This is a genomic window from Sphingomonas kyeonggiensis, from assembly GCF_030812785.1.
Taxonomy (GTDB): domain Bacteria; phylum Pseudomonadota; class Alphaproteobacteria; order Sphingomonadales; family Sphingomonadaceae; genus Sphingomonas; species Sphingomonas kyeonggiensis_B.
Genome location: NZ_JAUSTJ010000003.1, coordinates 181,125 through 201,192, shown reverse-complemented (window position 1 = coordinate 201,192; position 20,068 = coordinate 181,125). Strand labels below are relative to the sequence as shown.

At 67.7% G+C, this 20,068-nt stretch carries 21 protein-coding genes; 9 read left to right on the top strand and 12 right to left on the bottom strand.

The genetic code is table 11. From position 1 onward, the window contains the following. Positions 1–11: 11 nt before the first annotated feature. Both J2W22_RS18765 and J2W22_RS18760 read right to left on the bottom strand, forming a co-directional pair. Positions 12–1,028, bottom strand: a complete 1,017-nt coding sequence (locus tag J2W22_RS18765; protein ID WP_307119805.1) for a hypothetical protein — start codon at positions 1,026–1,028, stop codon at positions 12–14. Positions 1,029–1,257: 229 nt separating this feature from the next. Then, positions 1,258–1,833 carry a hypothetical protein gene (locus tag J2W22_RS18760; RefSeq protein WP_307119804.1) on the bottom strand — a complete coding sequence of 192 codons (576 nt, stop codon included), beginning with the start codon at positions 1,831–1,833 and terminating at the stop codon, positions 1,258–1,260. A 124-nt stretch (positions 1,834–1,957) separates the two neighbouring features. On the opposite strand from J2W22_RS18760, the gene ychF reads away from it, so the two are divergent. Continuing rightward, positions 1,958–3,055: a redox-regulated ATPase YchF gene (ychF, locus tag J2W22_RS18755; protein WP_307119803.1), complete on the top strand. Its 1,098-nt coding sequence runs from the start codon at positions 1,958–1,960 to the stop codon at positions 3,053–3,055. 207 nt (positions 3,056–3,262) lie between these two features. Here ychF and J2W22_RS18750 read toward each other — a convergent pair whose 3' ends face one another. Next, a complete protein-coding gene (locus J2W22_RS18750) occupies positions 3,263–4,582 on the bottom strand; it encodes an acetamidase/formamidase family protein (protein ID WP_307119802.1) in 1,320 nt (439 codons plus the stop codon). 125 nt (positions 4,583–4,707) lie between these two features. Between J2W22_RS18750 and J2W22_RS18745 the strand changes: the two genes are divergently transcribed. After that, positions 4,708–5,328 carry a hypothetical protein gene (locus tag J2W22_RS18745; RefSeq protein WP_307119801.1) on the top strand — a complete coding sequence of 207 codons (621 nt, stop codon included), beginning with the start codon at positions 4,708–4,710 and terminating at the stop codon, positions 5,326–5,328. Here J2W22_RS18745 and J2W22_RS18740 read toward each other — a convergent pair. From J2W22_RS18740 to J2W22_RS18730, 3 genes are read right to left on the bottom strand one after another with little or no spacing between them, the layout of a single operon-like run. Beyond that, positions 5,297–6,739, bottom strand: coding sequence for an alpha/beta hydrolase (locus tag J2W22_RS18740; RefSeq protein WP_307119800.1), 1,443 nt, complete (start codon positions 6,737–6,739; stop codon positions 5,297–5,299). The two genes, J2W22_RS18745 and J2W22_RS18740, sit on opposite strands and share 32 nt — an antisense overlap. A gap of 51 nt (positions 6,740–6,790) precedes the next feature. Then, complete coding sequence (locus tag J2W22_RS18735) at positions 6,791–8,404, bottom strand: DUF6438 domain-containing protein (RefSeq protein ID WP_307119799.1); 1,614 nt, start codon at positions 8,402–8,404, stop codon at positions 6,791–6,793. A gap of 42 nt (positions 8,405–8,446) precedes the next feature. Next, positions 8,447–8,839 (bottom strand): MerR family transcriptional regulator, encoded by a 393-nt coding sequence (locus J2W22_RS18730; protein ID WP_307119798.1) that lies wholly within the window; start codon positions 8,837–8,839, stop codon positions 8,447–8,449. 42 nt (positions 8,840–8,881) lie between these two features. Here J2W22_RS18730 and J2W22_RS18725 point away from each other — a divergent pair, with 42 nt between their 5' ends. The 4 genes from J2W22_RS18725 (at position 8,882) to J2W22_RS18710 (ending at position 12,925) form a co-directional block, all read left to right on the top strand. Continuing rightward, positions 8,882–9,640, top strand: coding sequence for a MauE/DoxX family redox-associated membrane protein (locus J2W22_RS18725; protein WP_307119797.1), 759 nt, complete (start codon positions 8,882–8,884; stop codon positions 9,638–9,640). Positions 9,641–9,642: 2 nt separating this feature from the next. Further along, positions 9,643–11,022, top strand: coding sequence for a hypothetical protein (locus tag J2W22_RS18720; RefSeq protein ID WP_307119796.1), 1,380 nt, complete (start codon positions 9,643–9,645; stop codon positions 11,020–11,022). Between the two features lie 40 nt (positions 11,023–11,062). Beyond that, positions 11,063–12,343, top strand: coding sequence for an alkaline phosphatase family protein (locus J2W22_RS18715; RefSeq protein WP_307119795.1), 1,281 nt, complete (start codon positions 11,063–11,065; stop codon positions 12,341–12,343). A gap of 132 nt (positions 12,344–12,475) precedes the next feature. After that, positions 12,476–12,925, top strand: a complete 450-nt coding sequence (locus tag J2W22_RS18710; protein WP_307119794.1) for a MaoC family dehydratase — start codon at positions 12,476–12,478, stop codon at positions 12,923–12,925. Positions 12,926–13,062: 137 nt separating this feature from the next. Here the strand turns inward: J2W22_RS18710 and J2W22_RS18705 are convergent, their stop codons facing one another. The 4 genes from J2W22_RS18705 to petA all read right to left on the bottom strand — a co-directional run bounded on the left by J2W22_RS18705 (position 13,063) and on the right by petA (position 16,357). Next, positions 13,063–13,593, bottom strand: a complete 531-nt coding sequence (locus J2W22_RS18705) for an adenine phosphoribosyltransferase (RefSeq protein ID WP_307119793.1) — start codon at positions 13,591–13,593, stop codon at positions 13,063–13,065. Between the two features lie 87 nt (positions 13,594–13,680). After that, entirely contained in the window at positions 13,681–14,517 is an 837-nt protein-coding gene (locus J2W22_RS18700) for a cytochrome c1 (RefSeq protein WP_307119792.1), read from the bottom strand. A 15-nt stretch (positions 14,518–14,532) separates the two neighbouring features. Then, the gene (locus J2W22_RS18695; protein WP_307119791.1) at positions 14,533–15,792 is read right to left on the bottom strand and encodes a cytochrome b; all 1,260 of its coding nucleotides are present in this window, start codon (positions 15,790–15,792) and stop codon (positions 14,533–14,535) included. A gap of 13 nt (positions 15,793–15,805) precedes the next feature. Further along, positions 15,806–16,357, bottom strand: a complete 552-nt coding sequence (gene petA, locus J2W22_RS18690) for a ubiquinol-cytochrome c reductase iron-sulfur subunit (protein WP_307119790.1) — start codon at positions 16,355–16,357, stop codon at positions 15,806–15,808. Between the two features lie 201 nt (positions 16,358–16,558). On the opposite strand from petA, the gene J2W22_RS18685 reads away from it, so the two are divergent. The 3 genes from J2W22_RS18685 to J2W22_RS18675 are packed head-to-tail and all read left to right on the top strand — an operon-like array spanning position 16,559 to position 18,451. Beyond that, the gene (locus tag J2W22_RS18685; RefSeq protein WP_307119789.1) at positions 16,559–17,011 is read left to right on the top strand and encodes a tRNA (cytidine(34)-2'-O)-methyltransferase; all 453 of its coding nucleotides are present in this window, start codon (positions 16,559–16,561) and stop codon (positions 17,009–17,011) included. Further along, positions 17,008–17,850 carry an oxygen-dependent coproporphyrinogen oxidase gene (hemF, locus tag J2W22_RS18680; RefSeq protein WP_307119788.1) on the top strand — a complete coding sequence of 281 codons (843 nt, stop codon included), beginning with the start codon at positions 17,008–17,010 and terminating at the stop codon, positions 17,848–17,850. The genes J2W22_RS18685 and hemF overlap by 4 nt, the downstream gene beginning before the upstream one ends. A gap of 1 nt (position 17,851) precedes the next feature. Then, positions 17,852–18,451 (top strand): GNAT family N-acetyltransferase, encoded by a 600-nt coding sequence (locus J2W22_RS18675; RefSeq protein ID WP_307119787.1) that lies wholly within the window; start codon positions 17,852–17,854, stop codon positions 18,449–18,451. Here the strand turns inward: J2W22_RS18675 and J2W22_RS18670 are convergent. After that, complete coding sequence (locus J2W22_RS18670; RefSeq protein WP_307119786.1) at positions 18,415–19,155, bottom strand: hypothetical protein; 741 nt, start codon at positions 19,153–19,155, stop codon at positions 18,415–18,417. The genes J2W22_RS18675 and J2W22_RS18670 overlap by 37 nt on opposite strands. After that, positions 19,152–19,985, bottom strand: coding sequence for a glycerophosphoryl diester phosphodiesterase membrane domain-containing protein (locus J2W22_RS18665; RefSeq protein WP_307119785.1), 834 nt, complete (start codon positions 19,983–19,985; stop codon positions 19,152–19,154). The genes J2W22_RS18670 and J2W22_RS18665 overlap by 4 nt, the downstream gene beginning before the upstream one ends. Between the last annotated feature and the right edge of the window lie 83 nt (positions 19,986–20,068).

The window sequence follows — 20,068 nt, the reverse complement described above, 5'->3', positions numbered from 1 at the left end:
AGTGGTGCGGCTTACTTCTTGCCGACGACCACGCCGATCAGGCTCTGGTTGGCGCCGCCGAAGCTGCCGGTGGCCGAGAAGACCGTGCCGACCTGCTCACCCTGCGAACCGAAGAAGCCGCCGGCCAGCGTGCCGGTGAGCGGGCTGCCGGTGGTGAAGCTGCCGGTCCACTGGTTCTGGCCGACCGGGATCGCGCCTTGGGCGGTGAAGGTGCCATAGGCGACCGGCGCGCCGCCGCCCGTCGGGATCGTCGACAGGGTCATCGTCATGGTGACGGCGCCGGTGGCGAAGTTGGTCGCCATGGTCACGGTGCCGGTGACCTTGTTGATCGCGGTGGTGGCGCCGACGGTGCTCACCAGGCGGCCGGTGACGGTCAGCGTGCTGTAGTTGACGGTGCCGGTGGCCGGCATGTCGCTATAGGCGGTCGAATAGCCCCAGGCGGTATAGGCGAGGCGCTTCTGGCCGGCGGTCGAATCGCCGCGCCACCAATTGGCGTAGCTCACCCGGGTGAGCGCCAGCGCCGCATTGGCGGTGACCTTGTCCTTCACCACGTTGTTCAGATACTCGACCTGGGCGAACTTGCCCGCAGTGGTCGCATCGTTGGTGCGGAAGATGAACTCGGGGTTGGTCGTCTCGGCACCGGTGACCAAGGTCGAGGTGCAGGTCTGGCCGGTCGGCACGCAGAAGCGCGATTCCTCGGTGTTCTCGCGCATCACATAGGTGCCGGTGGCGATCGCCGTGTCGGTGGCGAGGCGGACGCGAGCCAGAGCCGTCAGCGCTTCGGTGCTGACCGGGCCGAGGGTGACCGCGCTGGTCGCCGGATCGCCGGTATAGCTGATCGCGGCGTTATAGGTGTTGAACTCGGCCGGGGCGGCCAGCGGGAAGGCCGCATAGGTGGGCGACGGCGTCGGCGTCGGGGTGGGCGTCGCGGTCGGCGTCGGCGTCGCGGTCGAATCGTTGCCGCCACCGCAGCCCGACAGCGCAACCGTCGCGGCAAGCGCGCTCATGAACATGTGACGGCGAATCATTCCCTGCTCCTTAAAACACGCGGGCACCGAAAGGGCCTGCCGCCCCTGTACCCCAGATGAACGGCCCCCAGTCAAGCCGTTCGCGTCCGGCTAATCCGGTCGCAATACGGCGTTTTGAGGGCCTTAGAAGGCGAAACCGCGTGTCGCAACTTCCGCCTTCTTCCCTCTCGGGGACGGAGCCGCCGGCGCCATCCCGCAACCGCCCGCGGTTTCAGGCGTGGCGAAAGGCTCAGGCGTCCTTGTCCTTCAGCGACTTGCGCAGCGCCTCGATGCGGAACATGCGGGCCACCTTGTCCTTGCCGGCAAGCGGGCCCTTGCCCATTTCGGCGACGAACTGGACGCACTGGGCCACGGTGTTGAGCCCGCGGCCGCTGCGCTCGGCCGGCGAGACCGTGCCGTCGCCATTGCTGTCCTTGCCGGCGCGGAACTTGGCCTCGACCGTCCTGGGATAGGCCCAGTCGGCATAGTCCTGGATCGTCGCCTTGGACAGCGCCGGGGCGCCGTCGTCGCCGGCCGGGAGCGTCTGGTCGCCGAGCGCGGCCTCCAGCTTCTCGCGATAATAGGCCTCATAGACCTTGGTGTCGCCCGCCCCGGCGGCGGCGATCCCCGCCTTTTGCCAGCGCAGTGCCGAGAGGCAGTCGAAGCTGTGCTCGACGCCTTCCTTCAGCTTCTGGGCCTTTTCGGCACCGGCGGCGCGGGTAGCGGCTTCCGCATTCGCCTTCTGGTTGGCCGCGCTGTCGTCGCAGGCCGACAGGCCAAGCGCGAGCACGACGCCGGCCGCGGCGAAACAACCGAAACGGATCATATGGTTCGTCCCCTCTTTTATGGCGTCACTGTGCCATGCGCGGCCCCCAAGTCAACGCGCTGGCAAAAGCGGCGCTTTCGCTCTATCGGGGCGCCTTTCCCCAGAACATTGGAACAGGCTTCACATGGGTTTCCGCTGCGGCATCGTCGGGCTTCCGAACGTCGGCAAGTCCACGCTCTTCAACGCACTGACCGAGACGGCGGCGGCGCAGGCGGCGAACTATCCGTTCTGCACGATCGAGCCGAACGTCGGCAATGTCGCGGTGCCGGATCCGCGGCTGAACAAGCTGGCCGAGATCGCCGGCTCCGCGAAGATCATCGAGACGCAGCTCGGCTTCGTCGACATCGCCGGGCTGGTGCGCGGCGCGAGCAAGGGCGAAGGACTGGGCAACCAGTTCCTCGGCAACATCCGCGAGGTGGACGCGATCGTCCATGTGCTGCGCTGCTTCGAGAATGACGACATCCAGCATGTCGACAACAAGGTCGACCCGATCGCCGATGCCGAGACCGTCGAGACCGAGCTGATGCTCGCCGACCTGGAGAGCCTCGAGAAGCGCGTGCCCAACCTGCAGAAGAAGGCGGCGCAGGGCGACAAGGACTCCAAGGTCGCGGCCAGCGTGCTCGGCCAGGCGCTCGACCTGCTGCGCGACGGCAAGCCGGCGCGGCTGACCGAGCCGAAGGACCCGGACGAGGCGCGCGCCTTCGCCCAGGCGCAGCTGCTCACCGGCAAGCCGGTCCTGTACGTGTGCAACGTCAACGAGGAAGACGCGGCGAACGGCAACGACCTGTCGGCCAAGGTGTTCGCCAAGGCGAAGGCCGAGGGTGCCGAGGCAGTCGTCGTCTCCGCCGCGATCGAGGCCGAGATCGCGACGATGCCGGTCGAGGACCGCGGCGAGTTCCTGGGCGAGCTGGGGCTGGAGGAGACCGGCCTCGCCCGCGTGATCCGCGCCGGCTACAAGCTGCTCCATCTGCTGACCTTCTTCACCGTCGGCCCGAAGGAAGCGCGTGCCTGGACCGTCGACCAGGGCGCCACCGCGCCGAACGCGGCGGGCGTGATCCACAGCGACTTCGAGAAGGGCTTCATCCGCGCCGAGACGATCGCCTATGACGATTTCGTCGCGCTGGGCGGGGAAGCCAAGGCGCGCGAGGCCGGCAAGCTGCGCGCGGAAGGCAAGGCGTACATCGTCAAGGACGGCGATGTGATGCACTTCCTGCATAGCTGAGGTCGAAGCCGAACCGGAGGGGAGAAGCCCGGCATTGCCCGGAATTCCCCCGTCACCCCGGCCTTGTGCCGGGGTCCACCGCACGGTGAGGGTTGAACTCTAGGTTCCAGGGCATCCAGTGCGGCACTGTGGACCCCGGCACAAGGCCGGGGTGACGCAGTTCTCTATGGGATAGGAGTCCCCACCCCTTCGAGCATCGAAACGACCTCACGGCTTCCTCACCCCCGGCAGCGTCACGAGGCGGGCCTTGGGGATCTTGAGGACCATGCCCGCGGCGGCGCCCGGCACCGCGCTCACCCGATATTCGGCGATAGTGCCGTAGATCTGGGCGATGTCGGCCGGGGTCAGACCATAGTCCGCCGCCAGCCAGGCGAACATGCTCGACGAGGCGGCGCGGAACGAGGCGTCGAGCGAGCCCTCCATGCCGATCGCGACGAGATGCGTCGGCGTCTCGATGCGGACCCGGCCGGCGCTCTTGCCGCGGATCAGATCGACCTCGACCTCGACGTCCATCGAGGTCTCGAGCGCGTCGCCGGTGGTCTCGCCGTCGCCCTGCAAGGCATGGGCATCGCCGAAATAGAGCAAGGCGCCCGGCACCGCGACGGGAAGGTAGACGGTGGTCCCCTCGCCCATCTCGTTGAAATCCATGTTGCCGCCAAAGCTGCCGACATCGCCCGATCCGGGCGCGGCGCCGCGCGGATTGACCGCCACGCCGATGCCGCCGAGCATCGGCTTGACCGGCACCTCGAAGCCCCGGAGCGCATCGCTCGGCGCGTCGGGCGTGGCGACACCCTTCTCGCGATCGAGCCGCCAGGTGACCGGCTTGCCCGCCCCCGCCATGCGCACCGCAGTGCGCGCGTCCTGCCCGCGCTCGGTCATGCCGCTGGAGCTGATCGCCGTGTCGCGGTTGAGGCGGAGCTTGCGGATGCGGACGACCAGCGTATCGCCGGGCATCGCGCCGTCGACATAGAAGGGACCGGTCTGCGGATTGCCGGGCGCAGCGCGGCGGATGCCCTGCCAGTCGATGCCGGCCGCATCGATCGTCGTCGTATGGATCGTGTCGCCGGGGTTCACGTGCAGCGCCGGCGGGTTGAACGGCGAGAATTGGCGATAATAGCGTGTCGGCACGAACTCATGCCGCCGGGGCGCGGCGCCGCTCGGCTGGGGCGGACGCTCGGCAGTGAAGGCCAGGCGGTGCGGCCCGCCCGCCGGCGCGCTGCCGTCCACCAGTAGCATCTCGCCGGTGATCCGACCCTTGACCAGCCGGGCGGTCACGTCCTCCGAGCCGCCGGAATTGTCCTTTGCCAGGAAGCGGATCTCGCTGCCCTTGACCGTGCCGGTCAGCACGTCGCCGGTCAGGTCGCCGCTGATCTGACTGCCATCCTGCTTGAGATCGAGCGTCCAATAGGTTGGCGTGCCGAAATAATCGACGGTGACGATCCAGCGTCCCGCGACCTGATCCTGCGCCTGCGCCACTGTCGACAGAGCACAGACCAGCGCCGCCGCACTCCAGAAACCACCCCGCATATCGCCCTCCCTGCGACTTCGTTTCGACAGAGCAATGGTTTCAAGGCTGAACTTCGAATGAACCCGAGCGCCCCCGCGCGACGGTTCGGCTTGCGCTTGCGGCGGCGTGCGGGTGAGATGGCGCCATGCAGCGATCCCCCGCGCGAATCCTCCGCCTGATGGGCATGATCTCCGGATATGGGGTGGCCGGGCTGGGCCTGCTCTACGCGCTGGTAATGGCGATCGGGCTGATCGCCCTGCCCGTGTCCGGCGCGCCCATCGGCCAGCCCTGGTTCGGCATGATGGAAGTGCTGATCCTGCTGCTCGTGCCGTTCCTGCTCGGGCTGGCCGCGGCGGTGCGCGGCACCGGACAGGGGCCGCGATTCACGCGGCTGGCGCTTCCCTTCATGGCCGCCGCGCTGGCGCTGACCAGCGTGGTGCACCTGTCGATCCTGATGCTGGGGGTGGAGGATTCGTTCGCCTGGCCCTCGCTACCCTATGCGCTCGACATCATCGCCTGGGACGGGTTCTTCGCCGTCGCCGTGCTGCTGATGGCGCCTGCGTTCCGTGGCGCGGGGGACGAACGGACGATCCGGCTGCTGCTGATCGCCAGCGGCGGGCTGGCGTTGCTCGGCTGGCTGGGGCCGATCACCGGGGTGATGGCCCTGCGGATGATCGGCGTCCTCGGCTATGCGATCGTCTTCCCGCTCGCCGCCCTGCTGATCGCGCGCTGGTTCAGCCGGTGGAGGCCGGCAGCGCGAACTTGACCGGCGCGGCATCGACCCGGCCCGGCAGCGCCGGCATCGTCCCGTCGCGCAGGAAGCGCATCGTCGCCGCATCGAGATCGGGACGATCGCGCAGCAGCCGGCCATTGTGCTGGCCGCGATGGACGATCAGCGCGCGGGCATTGGGGAACCAGGGCAGCACGTCGACGAGATTCTCGACCGGGGTATTGGCGTCCCAATCGCCCTGGACGAACAGGATCGGCGTCTCGTCGCGCACCGGCAGGCGGAAGGCGTCGCCCAGATCGGCGGTGGGCCAGAGATCGGCAGTGGCGGCATAGGCGGCGAAGTTCCACGGGCCGAGCATGTCGAGCGCGGGATCGGTCTGGATCTGCGCCCAGCGCGCGGCGGTGACTCCGGTGGCGGTATCGATCAGCGGGCCGATCAGCGAGGCGGTGCTCGCCTTGCGGCTTTCCACTTCCTCCGCCGCCCAAGCCTGGTAGCGGCCGTTATAGGCATCGATCACGAAGGCCGGCCAGCGGCTCGCATCGGTGACATGGCTGAGCAGCGCGCGCTGGAAGTCGCCGAGCCCGAGCACGACCTTGCCGGTGCCGGGCACCTCGACGGTCACCGGGCCCTTGGCGAAGCGGTCGCGCACGGTTCGCGCCGCCGCGATCAGCCCGCCTTGCGGGATGAAGGGCCGGAGCGCCGGGCCCTGCTCCGCCTCGAAGGCGACGCGCTGCATCACCGCAAAGACCTGGGCAGGCATGTCGTAGCCGTTGGCGAGCGGCTCGACCAACGAGATCAGTCCCCGCGCGACGGTGCCCGGATGGCGCTTCAGCACGGCAAAGGCCCATTGCGAGCCGAAGCTCGCGGCGGTGAGGCTGATCCGCGGATAGCCCAAGGCGCGGCGCACCGAGTCCACATCGTCAGCGCATTCGGCGATGGTGTAGCCGGTCAGGTCGTGCCCCGGATTGGCCGCCGCTGCGCCTTCGGCCAGCTTGCGGGTCACCGCGATATCGTCCTCGATGCGGCTGGGCCGGTCGAGCAGGGCCGCGGGATAGCGCAGCTCGAGCATGTCGCCGCGCAGCGTGTACCCACGCTGCTCGACGATCACCAGGTCGTTGGTCTCGGCATGGTCGAGCCACATGCGCAGCCGGCGCTTCGCGAGCGGGCTGGGATCGCCCAGCGTGTCGAGCAGGGTGACGCCGGGGCCGCCGACGAGCAGGAAGATCGGCGGCTGGCCGATGTCCTTCGCCGCCTTGATGCGCAGCACGCCGACCCTGATCTTGCGGCTGTCGGGCTTGGTGCGGTTCTCGGGCACCTCGATCGCGCCGGCTTCGTAGCGGACGGTGCTGCCGTCCGAGGCGGTCTCGGTTCCGGGAGCGAGGGAAAGCCTGTCCTGCGCCATTGCCGGCGTCGCCAGCAGCAGCACCAATCCGAGCAGAACCCGCATGCACCCCTCCCTCTTTCGTGCCATCGTGCCGACGGTGAAATGAACGGCGGGTTAGCGGATGCCGTGCGCTTCGAGCCAGGCGCGGGTGGCAGGCATGTTCTTCTCCTTGGCAATCATCGGCAGCGTCTTGCCATCCTCCTTGCCACGGGGATCGGCGCCGGCCTCCAGCAGCATCAGCGCGATCAGATCGGTCCAGCTGCCGAATGCGGGGCCGTTGCCGTTCTGGTCCTTCACATCCGTGCGTGCGCCTGAAGCAAGGAAGGTGGCGAGCAGGTCGGGATCCTCGATGCCGTAGATCGGCGTCTCCCCTTCCCCATCGGCCGCATTGGGATCGGCGCCGAGCGCGATCAGCGCACGGACCAGCGGGCCGCGATCCTCCAGTTCCCTGCACGCCGAATAGCGGGTGCGGGCAACGTGCAGCGCCGTGCTGCCGCCATCGAGAAAGCCGAAATCCTCGGTGGCCGGAATGCGCGCATTGGGATCCACGCCAGCCGCGACCATCGCCCTAGCCACCGCGGGATCACAACCGCCGGCGGTTTGTGCGAAAAGCGCCATGCGCTGAGGCACGGGCATCTTCGTCAACCAGCCGCGTTCGATCAGCGCCAGCGCCACCTTAGGCCTGGCGTCCTGCAAGGCCGTTGCCAGCAGGCTCAAGCCGAGCGGCTCCGCCTTGGGCGCTTGCGCACCCCTGACCATCCGATCGAGAGGCATGCCAGCCGCCAGCAGGCCCAGCACCACCGCATCGCCACCTGGCCCGTGCACTCCAAGGGCCAGGTCGGCAGCAGCGAGGGAATGCGGGTCGAGCCCTTCGGCCAGAAGCGCCGGCAGCGTCGTCTCGTCGCCCTTCACCCAGCGCGCGCTGCCCGATACGCGATCGACTTCCTCCTCCAGCGCGGTCACGGCCTCGGGCATGTCGACCATGCGGCCGACATAATCGACCACCTCCATGCTTTGTGCCCCGGTGGAGAAGCGGAGCGCATAAGTGGGGCTGTCGGTGATCGGCGCCTGATATTCCTTCTTCAGCCCGAAGAAGCGCGCGGCGCGGAATTTCTCGATCAGCCCGTCCAGCGCGGCGCGATCGATCTTCGCGTGGTGCGTGCCGGATACCAAGGTGCCGTTGCGATTGAAGATGCGGTGCACCACCCCGGCCCCTTCCTCATCGGAATCGTCGCGATAGGTCACCGTGCCATCGCCGGCGATCGAGACGGTATAGACAGGACACGGGCCGAAACAGGCGCTCCGGCTGAGCTCGATGCGCAGCGTGTCGTAATCGATCGCCGGGAAGGCCGCCTGCGGATCGGCCCATGCCGGCCCGAACCGGTAATCGACCCACATGGTGGCGAGCGCGGCTACCGGGCGACCGCGATATTCGAAGGGACGGAAGGTCCATTGCCGCGCCGCCGCGATCGCCGGTGCGGGATCGCCGAAATCGCCGGCCGACTTGTCCGCCCGGACATCGCTGACCTTGCCGGCGGCATCGATCATGACCTGAAGCTCGACCTGGCCCGCATGTCTCGACGGGGGCACGATGACGGTCGTGCTGCCCGAAAGACGATGCGCCTCCACCACTGCGCTCGGGAAGCCGATGACCTGTGGATCAGGTGCCGTCTGGGCGCTGGAGAGGAGCCAAAGCGGAGCGAGCAGGCCGAGCCGGAGCAGGTTCATGATGCAATGATACATAATATCATTGACGAGGCAATCGCTGGATTACCCCGTTTCGAACGCAGCCAGGATCGGGCACGGCCCGGCGCCGCCCTTGCCGCATTCATGGGCGAGCTTGCCCAGCGCGTCGCGGGCGGCGGTGAGCTCGGCGATCTTGCGGTCGAGCACTTCGATCTGCTCGCGGGCCAGCGCACGGGCGCGGGGGCGGTCGTCGCGGGCGTCGAGATCGAGCAACTCGGCGATCTGCTCGAGGGTGAAGCCGGCGGCCTGGGCAGAGCGGATGAACCTGAGGCGCCGCAGATCGCCCTCGCCATAGCGGCGCACCCCGCCATGATAGCCGCGCTCGGGCTCCGCCAGCATGCCGCGCCGCTGATAATAACGGACCGTCTCCACGCCGACGCCGCCCGCTTCGGCCAATTTCCCGATCGTCAATGACATGCCTTGACTCCGTACCATGGTACGGACCCTATATGGGCGCACATGACAGGGAATGCAAAGCGCGCGACGCTCTACCGGATGGTGATGCCCGATCATGTCTGCCCCTATGGACTCAAGTCCAAATGGCAGCTGGAGCGGCACGGCTATACGGTCGATGACCATTGGCTGACGACGCGGGCGGAGACCGACGCATTCAAGGCCGAGCATGGCGTGAAGACCACGCCGCAGACCTTCATCGACGGCAAGCGGATCGGCGGGAATGACGACCTGACCCGCTTCTTCGGCGGGAAGGTGATCGAGCCGGGTGCGACCAGCTACCAGCCGGTGATCGCGCTGTTCGCGATGACTGCGGCGCTGGCGATGGCGGCGAGCTTCGCGGTTTCGGGCACGCCCTTCACGGTGCGTGCGGCGGAGTGGTTCGTCAGCTTCAGCATGTGCGTGCTGGCGATGCTCAAGCTGCAGGACGTCGAGAAATTCTCGTCGATGTTCCTGAACTACGACCTGCTCGCCCGGCGCTGGGTGCCCTATGCCTATGCCTATCCGTTCCTGGAGGCGCTGGCGGGCGTGCTGATGGCTGCGGGCGCACTGACCTGGTTCGCGGCGCCGCTGGGGCTGACCATCGGCGGGATCGGTGCGATCTCAGTGTTCAAGGCCGTCTATGTCGACCGGCGCACGCTGAAGTGCGCCTGTGTCGGCGGGAGCAGCAGCGTGCCGCTGGGCTTCGTCTCGCTGACCGAAAATCTGTTCATGATCGGCATGGGGCTGTGGATGCTCGCCCGGCCGGCCGCGATGGGAATGTAACCATGAAGAAGCTGCTCCTCACCACCGCCGCGCTGCTGACGTCCCCCGCTGCCTTCGCGCAGGATCATAGCGGGCATTCGATGCCGGGCATGGACATGCCGGCGCCCGCTCCGACGCCTACGCCTGCGCCGCAGGATCATAGCGGCCACGCCATGCCTGCCCCCACCCCCGCGCCTGCGCCGCAGGATCATTCGATGCACGACATGCCGGGGATGGACGGGCAGGATTCCTCTACCCCAGCCGGCGCGGCGAACAGCGCGATCGGATCGGGCACCTCGCGCCTGCCGGTCTCGGACGGGATGAACGGCGGCTTCCATGTGATGACCGGCGACTGGATGCTGATGGCGATGGGTTCGGCGACTTTGGCCTATACCGACCAGGGCGGGCCGCGCGGCGACAATGCCACCTACACGGCGAACATGGCGATGTTCCAGGCGCAGCGGCGCTGGGGGGACGGGACGAAGCTGACCTTCGACGTGATGGGCAGCCTCGACGCGGTGAACGGCCAGCGCGGCTATCCCAATTTGTTCGCCAGCGGCGAGACCGCGCATGGCGAGCCGCTGATCGACCGCCAGCACCCGCACGACCTGTTCATGGAGCTGACCGCCCGGCTCGACGTGCCGCTGGGCGGAGGCATTTCCGGCTTCGTCTATGGCGGGCCGGTGGGCGAGCCGGCGCTGGGACCCTCGGCCTTCGTCCACCGCAAGTCGGCGCGCTATCTGCCGCTGTCGCCGATCTCGCACCATTGGTTCGACAGCACGCACATCACCTATGGGGTGGTGACCGGCGGCCTCTACACCAATGGCGTGCAGCTCGAGGCATCGGCGTTCCGCGGGCGCGAGCCGGACGAGAAGCGCTGGGACATCGAGAGCCCCAAGCTCGACAGCTGGAGCCTGCGCGCGACCTGGACGCCCTCGCCGAACTGGGTCGTGCAGGCGAGCCATGGCCGGCTGAAGGATCCCGAGGAGATGCACGCCGGCCAGGACGAGAACCGCACCACCGCGAGCGTGCAATATGGCGGCAAGGGCGTCTCCGCGCTGCTCGCCTTCTCGGCCAAGGACCGGGTGCCCGGCGACACGTTGACCGCCTGGATCGCGGAGGCGAACTGGGACCTGAGCAGGCATCACAGCCTGTTCGGCCGGGTCGAGAACGTCGCCAATGACGAGCTGTTCCCCGACCATGCCGATCCGCTGCACGACACCAAGTTCCGGGTGACGCGGTTCGAGGCGGGCTATGCCTATCGCATCCCGCTGTCCGACAAGGGCGAGGTGGCGCTGGGCGGATCGCTTGCAACCTATGCCAAGCCGGATGCGCTCGATGCCGCCTATGGCAGGGCGCCGTTCAGCTACACGTTGTTTGCCCGGCTGGGCCTGGGGATGTAACGACTTACCCCCGCAACATTTCGCTGTCAGGGGGCCGCCCATGCGCTGGTATTCGAAGATCGCCGCCGCGGCGCTTGCCGCTGTCCTCCAGGCCTGCGCGACCGCGCCGGTGGCGGCCCCGCCGCCCGCCGCCGCACCCGCCCCGGTCGCCGAACAGCGTGCCCCGGTGACGATCCTCGTCTCGATCGACGGCTTCCGCAGCGACTATCTGGATCGCGGCGTGACGCCCAATCTCTCGCGCCTGGCCGCGGGCGGCGTCACCGCGCCGATGCATCCGAGCTTCCCGTCCAAGACCTTCCCCAACCACTGGACGCTGGTGACCGGCATGTATCCGGACCATCACGGCATCACCGCCAACAAGATGGAGGATGCCGCGCGGCCCAAGGAAGTCTTCACCATGCAGAGCGACGACCCGTTCTGGTGGAACGCGGCCGATCCGATCTGGGTGGACGCCGAGAAGGCGGGCATCCGTACCGGCACCGAGTTCTGGCCGGGATCGAACGTCGCGATCGGCGGCAGGAAGGCCGACAAATGGCCCTATGAGATGCAGGGCGGCACCCGGCCGAGCGACTGGGCGCAGTTCAACCAGGTGATCACCGGCGAGCAGCGGGTCAACGCGCTGATCGACTGGCTGCGCCGCCCCGCCGCGACCCGGCCGAAATTCCTGACGCTCTATTTCGACACGGTCGACAGCGCCGGCCATATGTACGGCCCGGACGACCAGCGCACCACCGCGGCGGTGGCCGATGTCGACCAGCTGGTCGGCCAGCTGGTCGACGGGCTCGCCGGGCTCGGCCAGCCGGCTAACCTCGTCATCGTCGCCGATCATGGCATGGCGGCGACCAGCGGCGAGCGGACCGTGGTCGCCACCACCGGCCTGGCGCCCGAGGACTACCACCTGGTCGAGGCCGGCCCCTATCTCAGCCTGACTCCGGCGCCCGGCAAGGAAGCCAAGGTCGAGAAGGCGCTGCTCGGCAAGCACGACCATTATGAATGCTGGCGCAAAAGCGAGATCCCGGCGCGCTTCCACTATGGCACCAATGCCCGCATCCCGGCGATCCTCTGCCTGGCCGAGACCGGCTGGTCGGTTAGCGACAAGCCCGGCAGGGCCGGCGAGAGCGGCGGCAATCACGGCTTCGACAACATGTCGCCCGAGATGCGCGCCTTGTTCATCGCCAACGGCCCGGCGTTCAAGCAGGCGGTGCTGCCCGCCTTCACCAATGTCGACGTCTATCCGCTGCTGCGCGACCTGATCGGCCTGCCGGCCAAGGCCGGGGTGGACGGCAGCGATGCGCCGTTCCGGGATGTGCTGCGCAGGTGATTTTCGGTTCCCCGGCGAAAGCCGGGGCCCAGGGTCACAAGCGAGTCGGCAGAGAAACCCTGGGCCCCGGCTTTCGCCGGGGAGCAGCACAGGACACTTGCCAAAACTACGTTTTCATCCGAAACTGATCCCATGCTCTATCTGGACGATATGCAAGTCGGCACGAAGCGGAGCTTCGGCCGGTATGAGGTCACGCGCGAGGAAGTGCTCGACTTTGCGCGGAAGTACGACCCCCAGCCCTTCCATCTTTCCGACGAGGCGGCGGCGCAGACGCATTTCGGCCGGCTCGCGGCGAGCGGCTGGCACACCTGCGCGATGACCATGTCGATGTTCGTCGCCGAGATGGGGGTGAATCCCCAGGCCAGCCTGGGCGCGGCGGGCGTGGACGAGCTGCGCTGGCTCAAGCCGGTCTATCCCGGCGACGTGCTGCGCTGCGAGAGCGAGATCCTCGAGGTGAAGCCGTCGCGCAGCCGGCCCGAGATGGGCAGCATGCGGACCCAGACGACCACCTACAACCAGCATGACGAGCCGGTGCTGCGGTTTGTCGCGCTGGCGCTGATGCGGAGAAGACCCCAGGCCTGACTCCGCCATAGAGCTTTTCCCCGGCGAAGGCCGGGGCCCAGACTAAGCGTGCGCGGCGAAGACGCGCCAAGGCGCGTGACTTTCAAGTCTGGGCCCCGGCCTTCGCCGGGGAAAGAAATTGTCGGCTCTCAGGCGCTTCAATGCCCGTCGAACGCCACCAGCGAATGGACGTGGATCCCGTCGCCGCGCAGCGCGTCGGCGCCGCCCAGTTCGGGCAGGTCGACCACGAAGGCCGCCTGGGTGACTTCGGCCCCGGCCTTGCGCAGCAGGCGGACCGCGGTGCGGGCGGTGCCGCCCGTGGCGATCAGGTCGTCGACCAGCAGCACGCGGGCGCCCGGCGCCAGCGCATCGGCATGGATGGCGATCCGGTCGGTGCCGTACTCGAGCGCATAATCCTCGGCGATCGTCGCGCCCGGAAGCTTGCCGTCCTTGCGGACCAGCAGCATGCCCGCGCCGAGCTTCACCGCCAGCGCCGCGCCGAACAGGAAGCCGCGCGCCTCGATCCCGGCGACCAGGTCGACCGGGCCGTCAACGGCCTCGGCCATCCGGTCGATGGTCAGCTTCAGCCCCTCGGCATCGAGCAGCAGCGTGGTGATGTCGCGGAACATGATGCCCGGCTTGGGGAAGTCGGGGATCGTCCGGATACGCTGCCGGATGTCGTCATTCATCGAAACGGGCCCTTTAAACACAGGAATCCCGCCCAGGCCGAGCCGGGGCGGGATCCAGATTGATCGGCATTTACCGCCGGAGCGGGATCAGTGCTTAACGCCTGCCCAGACCGAGCGATAGGCACCATAGGTCAGGAAGCCCAGCACGATGAGGAAGGCGAGCACCGCCCAGCCGGCCGTGCGGCGCGTCTGGAGGGTCGGCTCGGCGGTCCAAACCAGGAAGGCGGCCACGTCGGTCGACATCTGGTCCACCGTTGCGCGGGTGCCGTCCGAATACTGGACCTGGCCGTCCTGGGTGAGGGGCGGCGGCATCGCGATGTTGAGGTTCGCGAAATACGGGTTGAAGTGCATCCCGTCGGGCGTCTTGGCGAAGTCCGGGAAGTGCGCCAGCGCCTCGGCCGAGGGCTTTTCGTTGTAGCCGGTCAGCAGCGAGTGGACATAGGCCGCGCCGTCATGCCGCGCCTTGGTGATCAGGCTGAGGTCCGGCGGGGTGCCGGTGCCCGGATAATAGACCTTCGGGAAACGGTCCGACGGCACATTGTCGCGCTCGCCCCAGGTGCCGCCCTTCTCGTCGAACACCGGCTGCTTGATCGCCCAGTCCTTGGCGATCTTCTTCACCTCGGCATCGCTATAGCCGAGATCCTTCAGATTGCGGAACGAGACCAGGTTGAGCGAGTGGCAGGCCGAGCAGACTTCCTTGTAGACGAGGAAGCCGCGCTGCAGCTGGCGCAGGTCGAACTTGCCGAGCGGCCCGTCCGAGGCGAGCTTCAGCTCCTTGGGATGCTTGTGCATCGCATGCTCGGCGGTTTCGGCGGCCGGCTCGTTGATCACGCCCCAGACCGAGCCATAGAGCGCGATCAGCAGCACGAGGATGAAGCCACCACCGACCAGGAACTTGATCGATTTGATGAACAGTGAAGTCATTGTTCCTGGTCCCCCTTACGCGCCGGTCTTGGTCAGCACGGCCTCGGTGATCGAGCCCGGCAGCGGCTTCGGCGTCTCGAGGTGCGAGATGATCGGCACGATGATCAGGAAGTGCGCGAAGTAATAGGCCGCCGCGATCTGGCTGAGGATCACGTAGAGCGGCTCGGCCGGAGAGCCGCCGCAATAGCCGAGCACCAGCACGTCGACCACCAGCACCCAGAACGCCACCTTGTACATCGGGCGGTACGAGCCCGAGCGCACCGGCGACTTGTCGAGCCAGGGCAGGAAGAACAGCAGCAGGATCGAGCCGAACATCGCCAGCACGCCCCACAGCTTCGCCGGCAGGATGAAGTCCGCGGTGAAGGCGCGCAGGATCGCGTAGAACGGCCAGAAATACCATTCGGGGACGATGTGCGCGGGGGTGGAGAGCGGGTTGGCCGGGATGTAGTTGTCCGGGTGGCCCAGATAGTCCGGCGCGAAGAAGATCAGCACCGAGAACAGGATCAGGAACACCACCACGCCCAGGCCGTCCTTCGCCGTGTAGTACGGGTGGAACGGCACGGTATCCTGCTCGCCCTTCACTTCCACGCCGGTCGGGTTCGACGAGCCCGGGATGTGGAGCGCCCAGATGTGCAGGATCACGGCGCCCGCGATCACGAAGGGCAGCAGATAGTGGAGCGAGAAGAAGCGGTTGAGCGCGGCATCGTCCGGCGCATAGCCGCCGAGCAGCCAGACGCGGACCCAGTCGCCGACCACGGGGATCGCCGAGAAGAAGCCGGTGATCACCTGCGCGCCCCAGAAGCTCATCTGCCCCCAGGGGAGCACATAGCCCATGAAGGCGGTGGCCATCAGCAGCAGGAAGATCACCACGCCGAGCAGCCACACCATCTCGCGCGGCGCCTTGTACGACCCGTAATAAAGGCCGCGGAACATGTGGATGTAGATCACCACGAAGAACATCGAGGCGCCGTTGGCGTGGGCGAAACGCAGGAACCAGCCTGCGTTCACGTCGCGCATGATGCCGACATTGACCGAATCGAAGGCGCTCGCAGCCGACGAATGGAAGTGCATCGCCAGCACGATGCCGGTGATCAGCTGGCAGACCAGCGCCACCCCGGCGAGCACGCCGAAGTTCCACCAATAGTTGAGATTGCGCGGCACCGGATAACCGGCGCCGACGGCGTTGTAGACGAAGCGCGGCAGGGGCAGACGGGAATCCACCCACTGCATCACCGGATTCTTCGGCTCATAATGTTTGGCCCAGGGAAAGCTCATCGCGCTCTAATCCTCACCCAACCACGACGACGGTGTCGGACGTGAAATTATATTTTGGAACCTCGAGGTTCTTCGGGGCGGGACCCTGGCGGATGCGACCGGCAGTGTCATAGGCCGAACCGTGGCAGGGGCAGAAATAGCCGCCGAACGGACCGCGATTCTCGCCCTCGCCCGCGCCCAGCGGCACGCAGCCGAGATGGGTGCACACGCCCAGCGTGATCAGCCAGTTGGTGTGGCCCTTCGCCGTGCGCTGCTCGAGCGTCTGCGGATCGCGCAGGGCCGAGACCGGCACCGCATCCGCCTCGGCGATTTCCTTCGGCGTCAGATTGCGCACGAACAAAGGCTGCTTGCGGAAGCTGGTCTTGATCGCCTGGCCCGGCTCGATCTTCGACAGGTCCACCTCGGTGGAGGACTGCGCGAGGACGTCGGCCGACGGGTTCATCGAATTGACCAGCGGGAACACCACGACGCCCGCACCCACCGCTGCCACCGAAACGGCGGCATATTGGAGGTAATCGCGGCGACGGGGATTCTCGGGACCGGCCAGATCGGCTTCAATTGCCATGTTTACCCCTTGCACTTCGAACTTACCGCGACGAACGCGCGGGTAGGACGTGACGCTTACACGGGCGCTAAGGGCCCCCTCGTTGCCCTTCGATGTCCCCCGAATAGGCGCGCCGAGGTGATAGACGGCGGTCCCTCGCTTCCGCAACAGGCTTTTTCAGCGGCTTGTTACGCAAGGGAATAGAACGCTAGGAGCAAGGCCATGCGACTAGCCCTGTTCGAACCCGATATTGCCGGCAACGTCGGCGCCGTGTTGCGCCTGGGCGCGTGCTTCGATACGCCCGTCGATCTGATCGAGCCGATGGGATTCGGCTGGAACGACGCGGCATTCCGCCGGGCGGCGATGGATTATGGCGGCGCGGCGGACGTGGCGCGCCATGCCGATTTCCACGCATTCGCCGAAAAACTGCCCGGGCGGGTGATCCTGTTCACCACGCGCGGATCGATCCCGCTGACCGAGGCGGTGTTCCAGCCGGGCGACACGCTGCTGTTCGGTTCGGAAAGCCGCGGCGCGCCCGATTATGTCCATGAACGCGCCGACCTTGCGGTGCGCATCCCGATCCGCACGGGCCTGCGCTCGCTCAACCTTGCCGTGTCGGCGGGCATCTCGCTCGCCGAGGCGCTGCGCCAGACCAATGGATTCCCCCCGCAATGATCGAGCTCGACGACCAGCAGCAGCGCGCCCGGGCGTGGTTCGAAAGCCTGCGCACCGCGATCTGCACCGAATTCGAGGCGATCGAGGCCGAGGTGGGATCGGACGCGAAGTTCGAGTATATCGCCTGGGATCGCACCGACCCGAGCGGCGAGCCGGGCGGCGGCGGCGTGCGCGGGGTGATGAAGGGCAAGGTGTTCGAGAAGGTGGGGGTCAACGTCTCCACCGTTGGCGGCAGCCTGGAGGGCGACTTCGCCAAGTCGATCCACGGTGCCGGCGAGGACCCGCAATTCTTCGCCACCGGCGTCAGCCTAGTCGCGCACATGGCCAATCCGCATGTGCCGGCGGTGCACATGAACACCCGCTTCCTGACCACGACCAAGCGCTGGTTCGGCGGCGGCGCGGACCTCAACCCGCCCATGCCCTATGACGAGGACACCGCCGAATTCCATGCCGCGCTCAAGGCCGCATGCGGCGCGCACGACCCGGAGCATTATCCGCGCTTCAAGCAATGGGCGGACGAGTATTTCTACATCCCCCACCGCAAGACGCATCGCGGCGTGGGCGGGATCTTCTACGACCATCTGGAAAGCGACTGGGAGGCGGACTTCGCCTTCACCCAGGATGTCGGCCGGGCGTTCCTCGATGTGTTCCCGCGCCTCGTCCGCAAGCGCATGGGGATGGACTTCACCGCGGAGGACAAGCAGCGCCAGTTCGAATGGCGCGGCCGCTATGCCGAGTTCAATCTGATCTACGACCGGGGGACGCTGTTCGGCCTGAAGACCGGCGGCAATATCGACGCGATCCTGATGAGCCTGCCGCCGATGGCGGCGTGGAGCTGAGATGGGCCTGATCCCGGTCGCGGACGACCAGATCGCCACGGTCGTCACCGCGCTCGAGATGCTGGCGAAACCCCTGCCGCGGCCCCTGCCCGATTCGCCGCTGCGGCTGGTGCGCTGGAACGCGCCCGACCCGGCCAAGTACCGCGCGCTGTTCCGCCGCGTCGGCGAGCCCTGGCTATGGTTCTCGCGGCTGGTGATGGACGATGCCCGGCTGACCGCGATCATTCACGATCCCGAGGTGTGGGTGCATGCGGTGGTCGACCGGGGCGGCATCGAGGTCGGCATGCTCGAGCTCGATTTCCGCGCGGAGGCGACCTGCGAGCTGGGGTTCGTCGGGCTGGTCCCCGAGCTGGCCGGCAAGGGGCATGGCGGCTGGCTGATGGCGCATGCGCTGATGCTGGCCTGGCGGCCGGGGGTCAGCCGCGTCTGGGTGCATACCTGCACGCTCGATTCGCCGGGCGCGCTCGGCTTCTACCGCAAGCATGGCTTCGTGCCTTACAAGCGCACGGTGGAGACCTTCGCCGATCCGCGGCTGGCGGGCGTGCTGGCGGCGGATGCCGCGCCTCAGATTCCCTGTTTGGGTGCGCCGCCGAGCCGATAGGCGGCGATGCGGATCAGCGCGAGCCCGGTCCAGGCCGCGCCGCCGAACAGCGCGGTGGCGAGGTAGGAGACGATCGTGACCGCCTGGGCACCACCGGCCAGCCCGGCGATCGTGCCCAGGATGCCGCCGGTGAGGATCACCAGCCCGAAGGCCAGGAAGAACACCATCGAGGCAAGCCCGATCAGCGCGAAGCCGGTCACGCCGCCGCTGCGCCGCCAGCCTTCGCGGAACGCCCCGAGCACGCCGGCGCCCGGATCGGCGGCAAGTGCCGGCCCGGCGAGCCAGGTCCGCGCCAGCACGAACAGGCCGGGGATCACGAACAGCGACAGGCCGAACGAGAAGAGCAGCCCGGCGATCAGGTTGAGCACGAAGAAGGCCGGAAAGCGCCGGAGCGCGAGCAGCAGCACTTCGCCCAGCGTGCGTCCGCCGCCCTGGAGATAGAGGTTGAAGATCGCGAAGCAGCCGAAATCGATGACGAGGTTGATCGCCAGGATCGGCAGCAGATGCGCCGTGTAGAAGGCCATGAAAGCCGCACGCAGCTTCTCCGGATCCTCGGTCGCGGGCAGGTCGAGCCCGCCAAGGAGCAGCGCGGCGCCCAGCATCGGCGCGACGAAGAACAGGCCGGCGACGGGCACGAGCAGGGAGCGCTCGGCGCGCCACAGGGTGACGGCATCGAGGAAGATGCCGCGGCTGGTGAGGCTCATGCGCGCAGCACGCCTTCGCGCAGCCCCGCCTCGGCGGTCAGCGCAAGATAGAGCTTGGCGGTGAAGGCGGGGACCAGCACGGTGAAGCCGGTCTGCACCGCCGCGACGACCACCGAGGTGAGCACTCCGGCGAGCGAGATGCCGTCCGCCGGTCCGCCGGCGACGAGCGTGAAGATGCTGCCGAACACCAGGTTGGCGGCGAGGATCGACACCCAGGAGACCAGGGCGAAGAGCAGGATCACGCCGATGATCCGCCAGGTCATGCCGCGGGTGAGCTTCCACGACTGGCGCAGCGCCGAGAACATCCGCTTCTCGCGCACGATCACCGGATTGGTGACGAACAGCCGGGCGCCGAGCCACAGGATCAGGCCGAGCGCGACCAGCCCGTAAAGCGCGATGCCCCCGGCGATCTGCGGGCTGAGCGAGACGGCGTTGCCGCGCGCGATCTCCATCAGGTCATAGCCGCCCAGCTGCAGCACCAGCGGCACCGGCAGTGCCAGCACGAGCATCGCCGCGAAGATCAGCACCGAGACGGCGAGCGCCGGCAGCAGCCGCTCGCGCCCGATCCGCCCGGCGGCGCGGACATCGGCCATGTCGAGTGCCATCGCCGCGATGGTCAGCGATCCCCAGATCGAGAGGATGCCGAAGGCGATCTGGACGAGATAGAGCGACAGGACCAGCGCCGGCCCCGCCCCGGTCTTGGCCGCCTGGAAGCTGCCTTCGATCGAGGCGGGCACGAAGAAGGCGAGCAGCGCCACGGGCAGGATCGCGCCCAGATTGTCGCTCAGAAACTCCGCCGTCCGATCCCAGACGGTCCCCATCTTCGCCATGCGACCCGTGCCTCCCTTATCGGAGCGGTGTTAGCGGGCGGACAATCTGTTGCCAATGCTTGCGGAATCGCCCCGGCATGCGC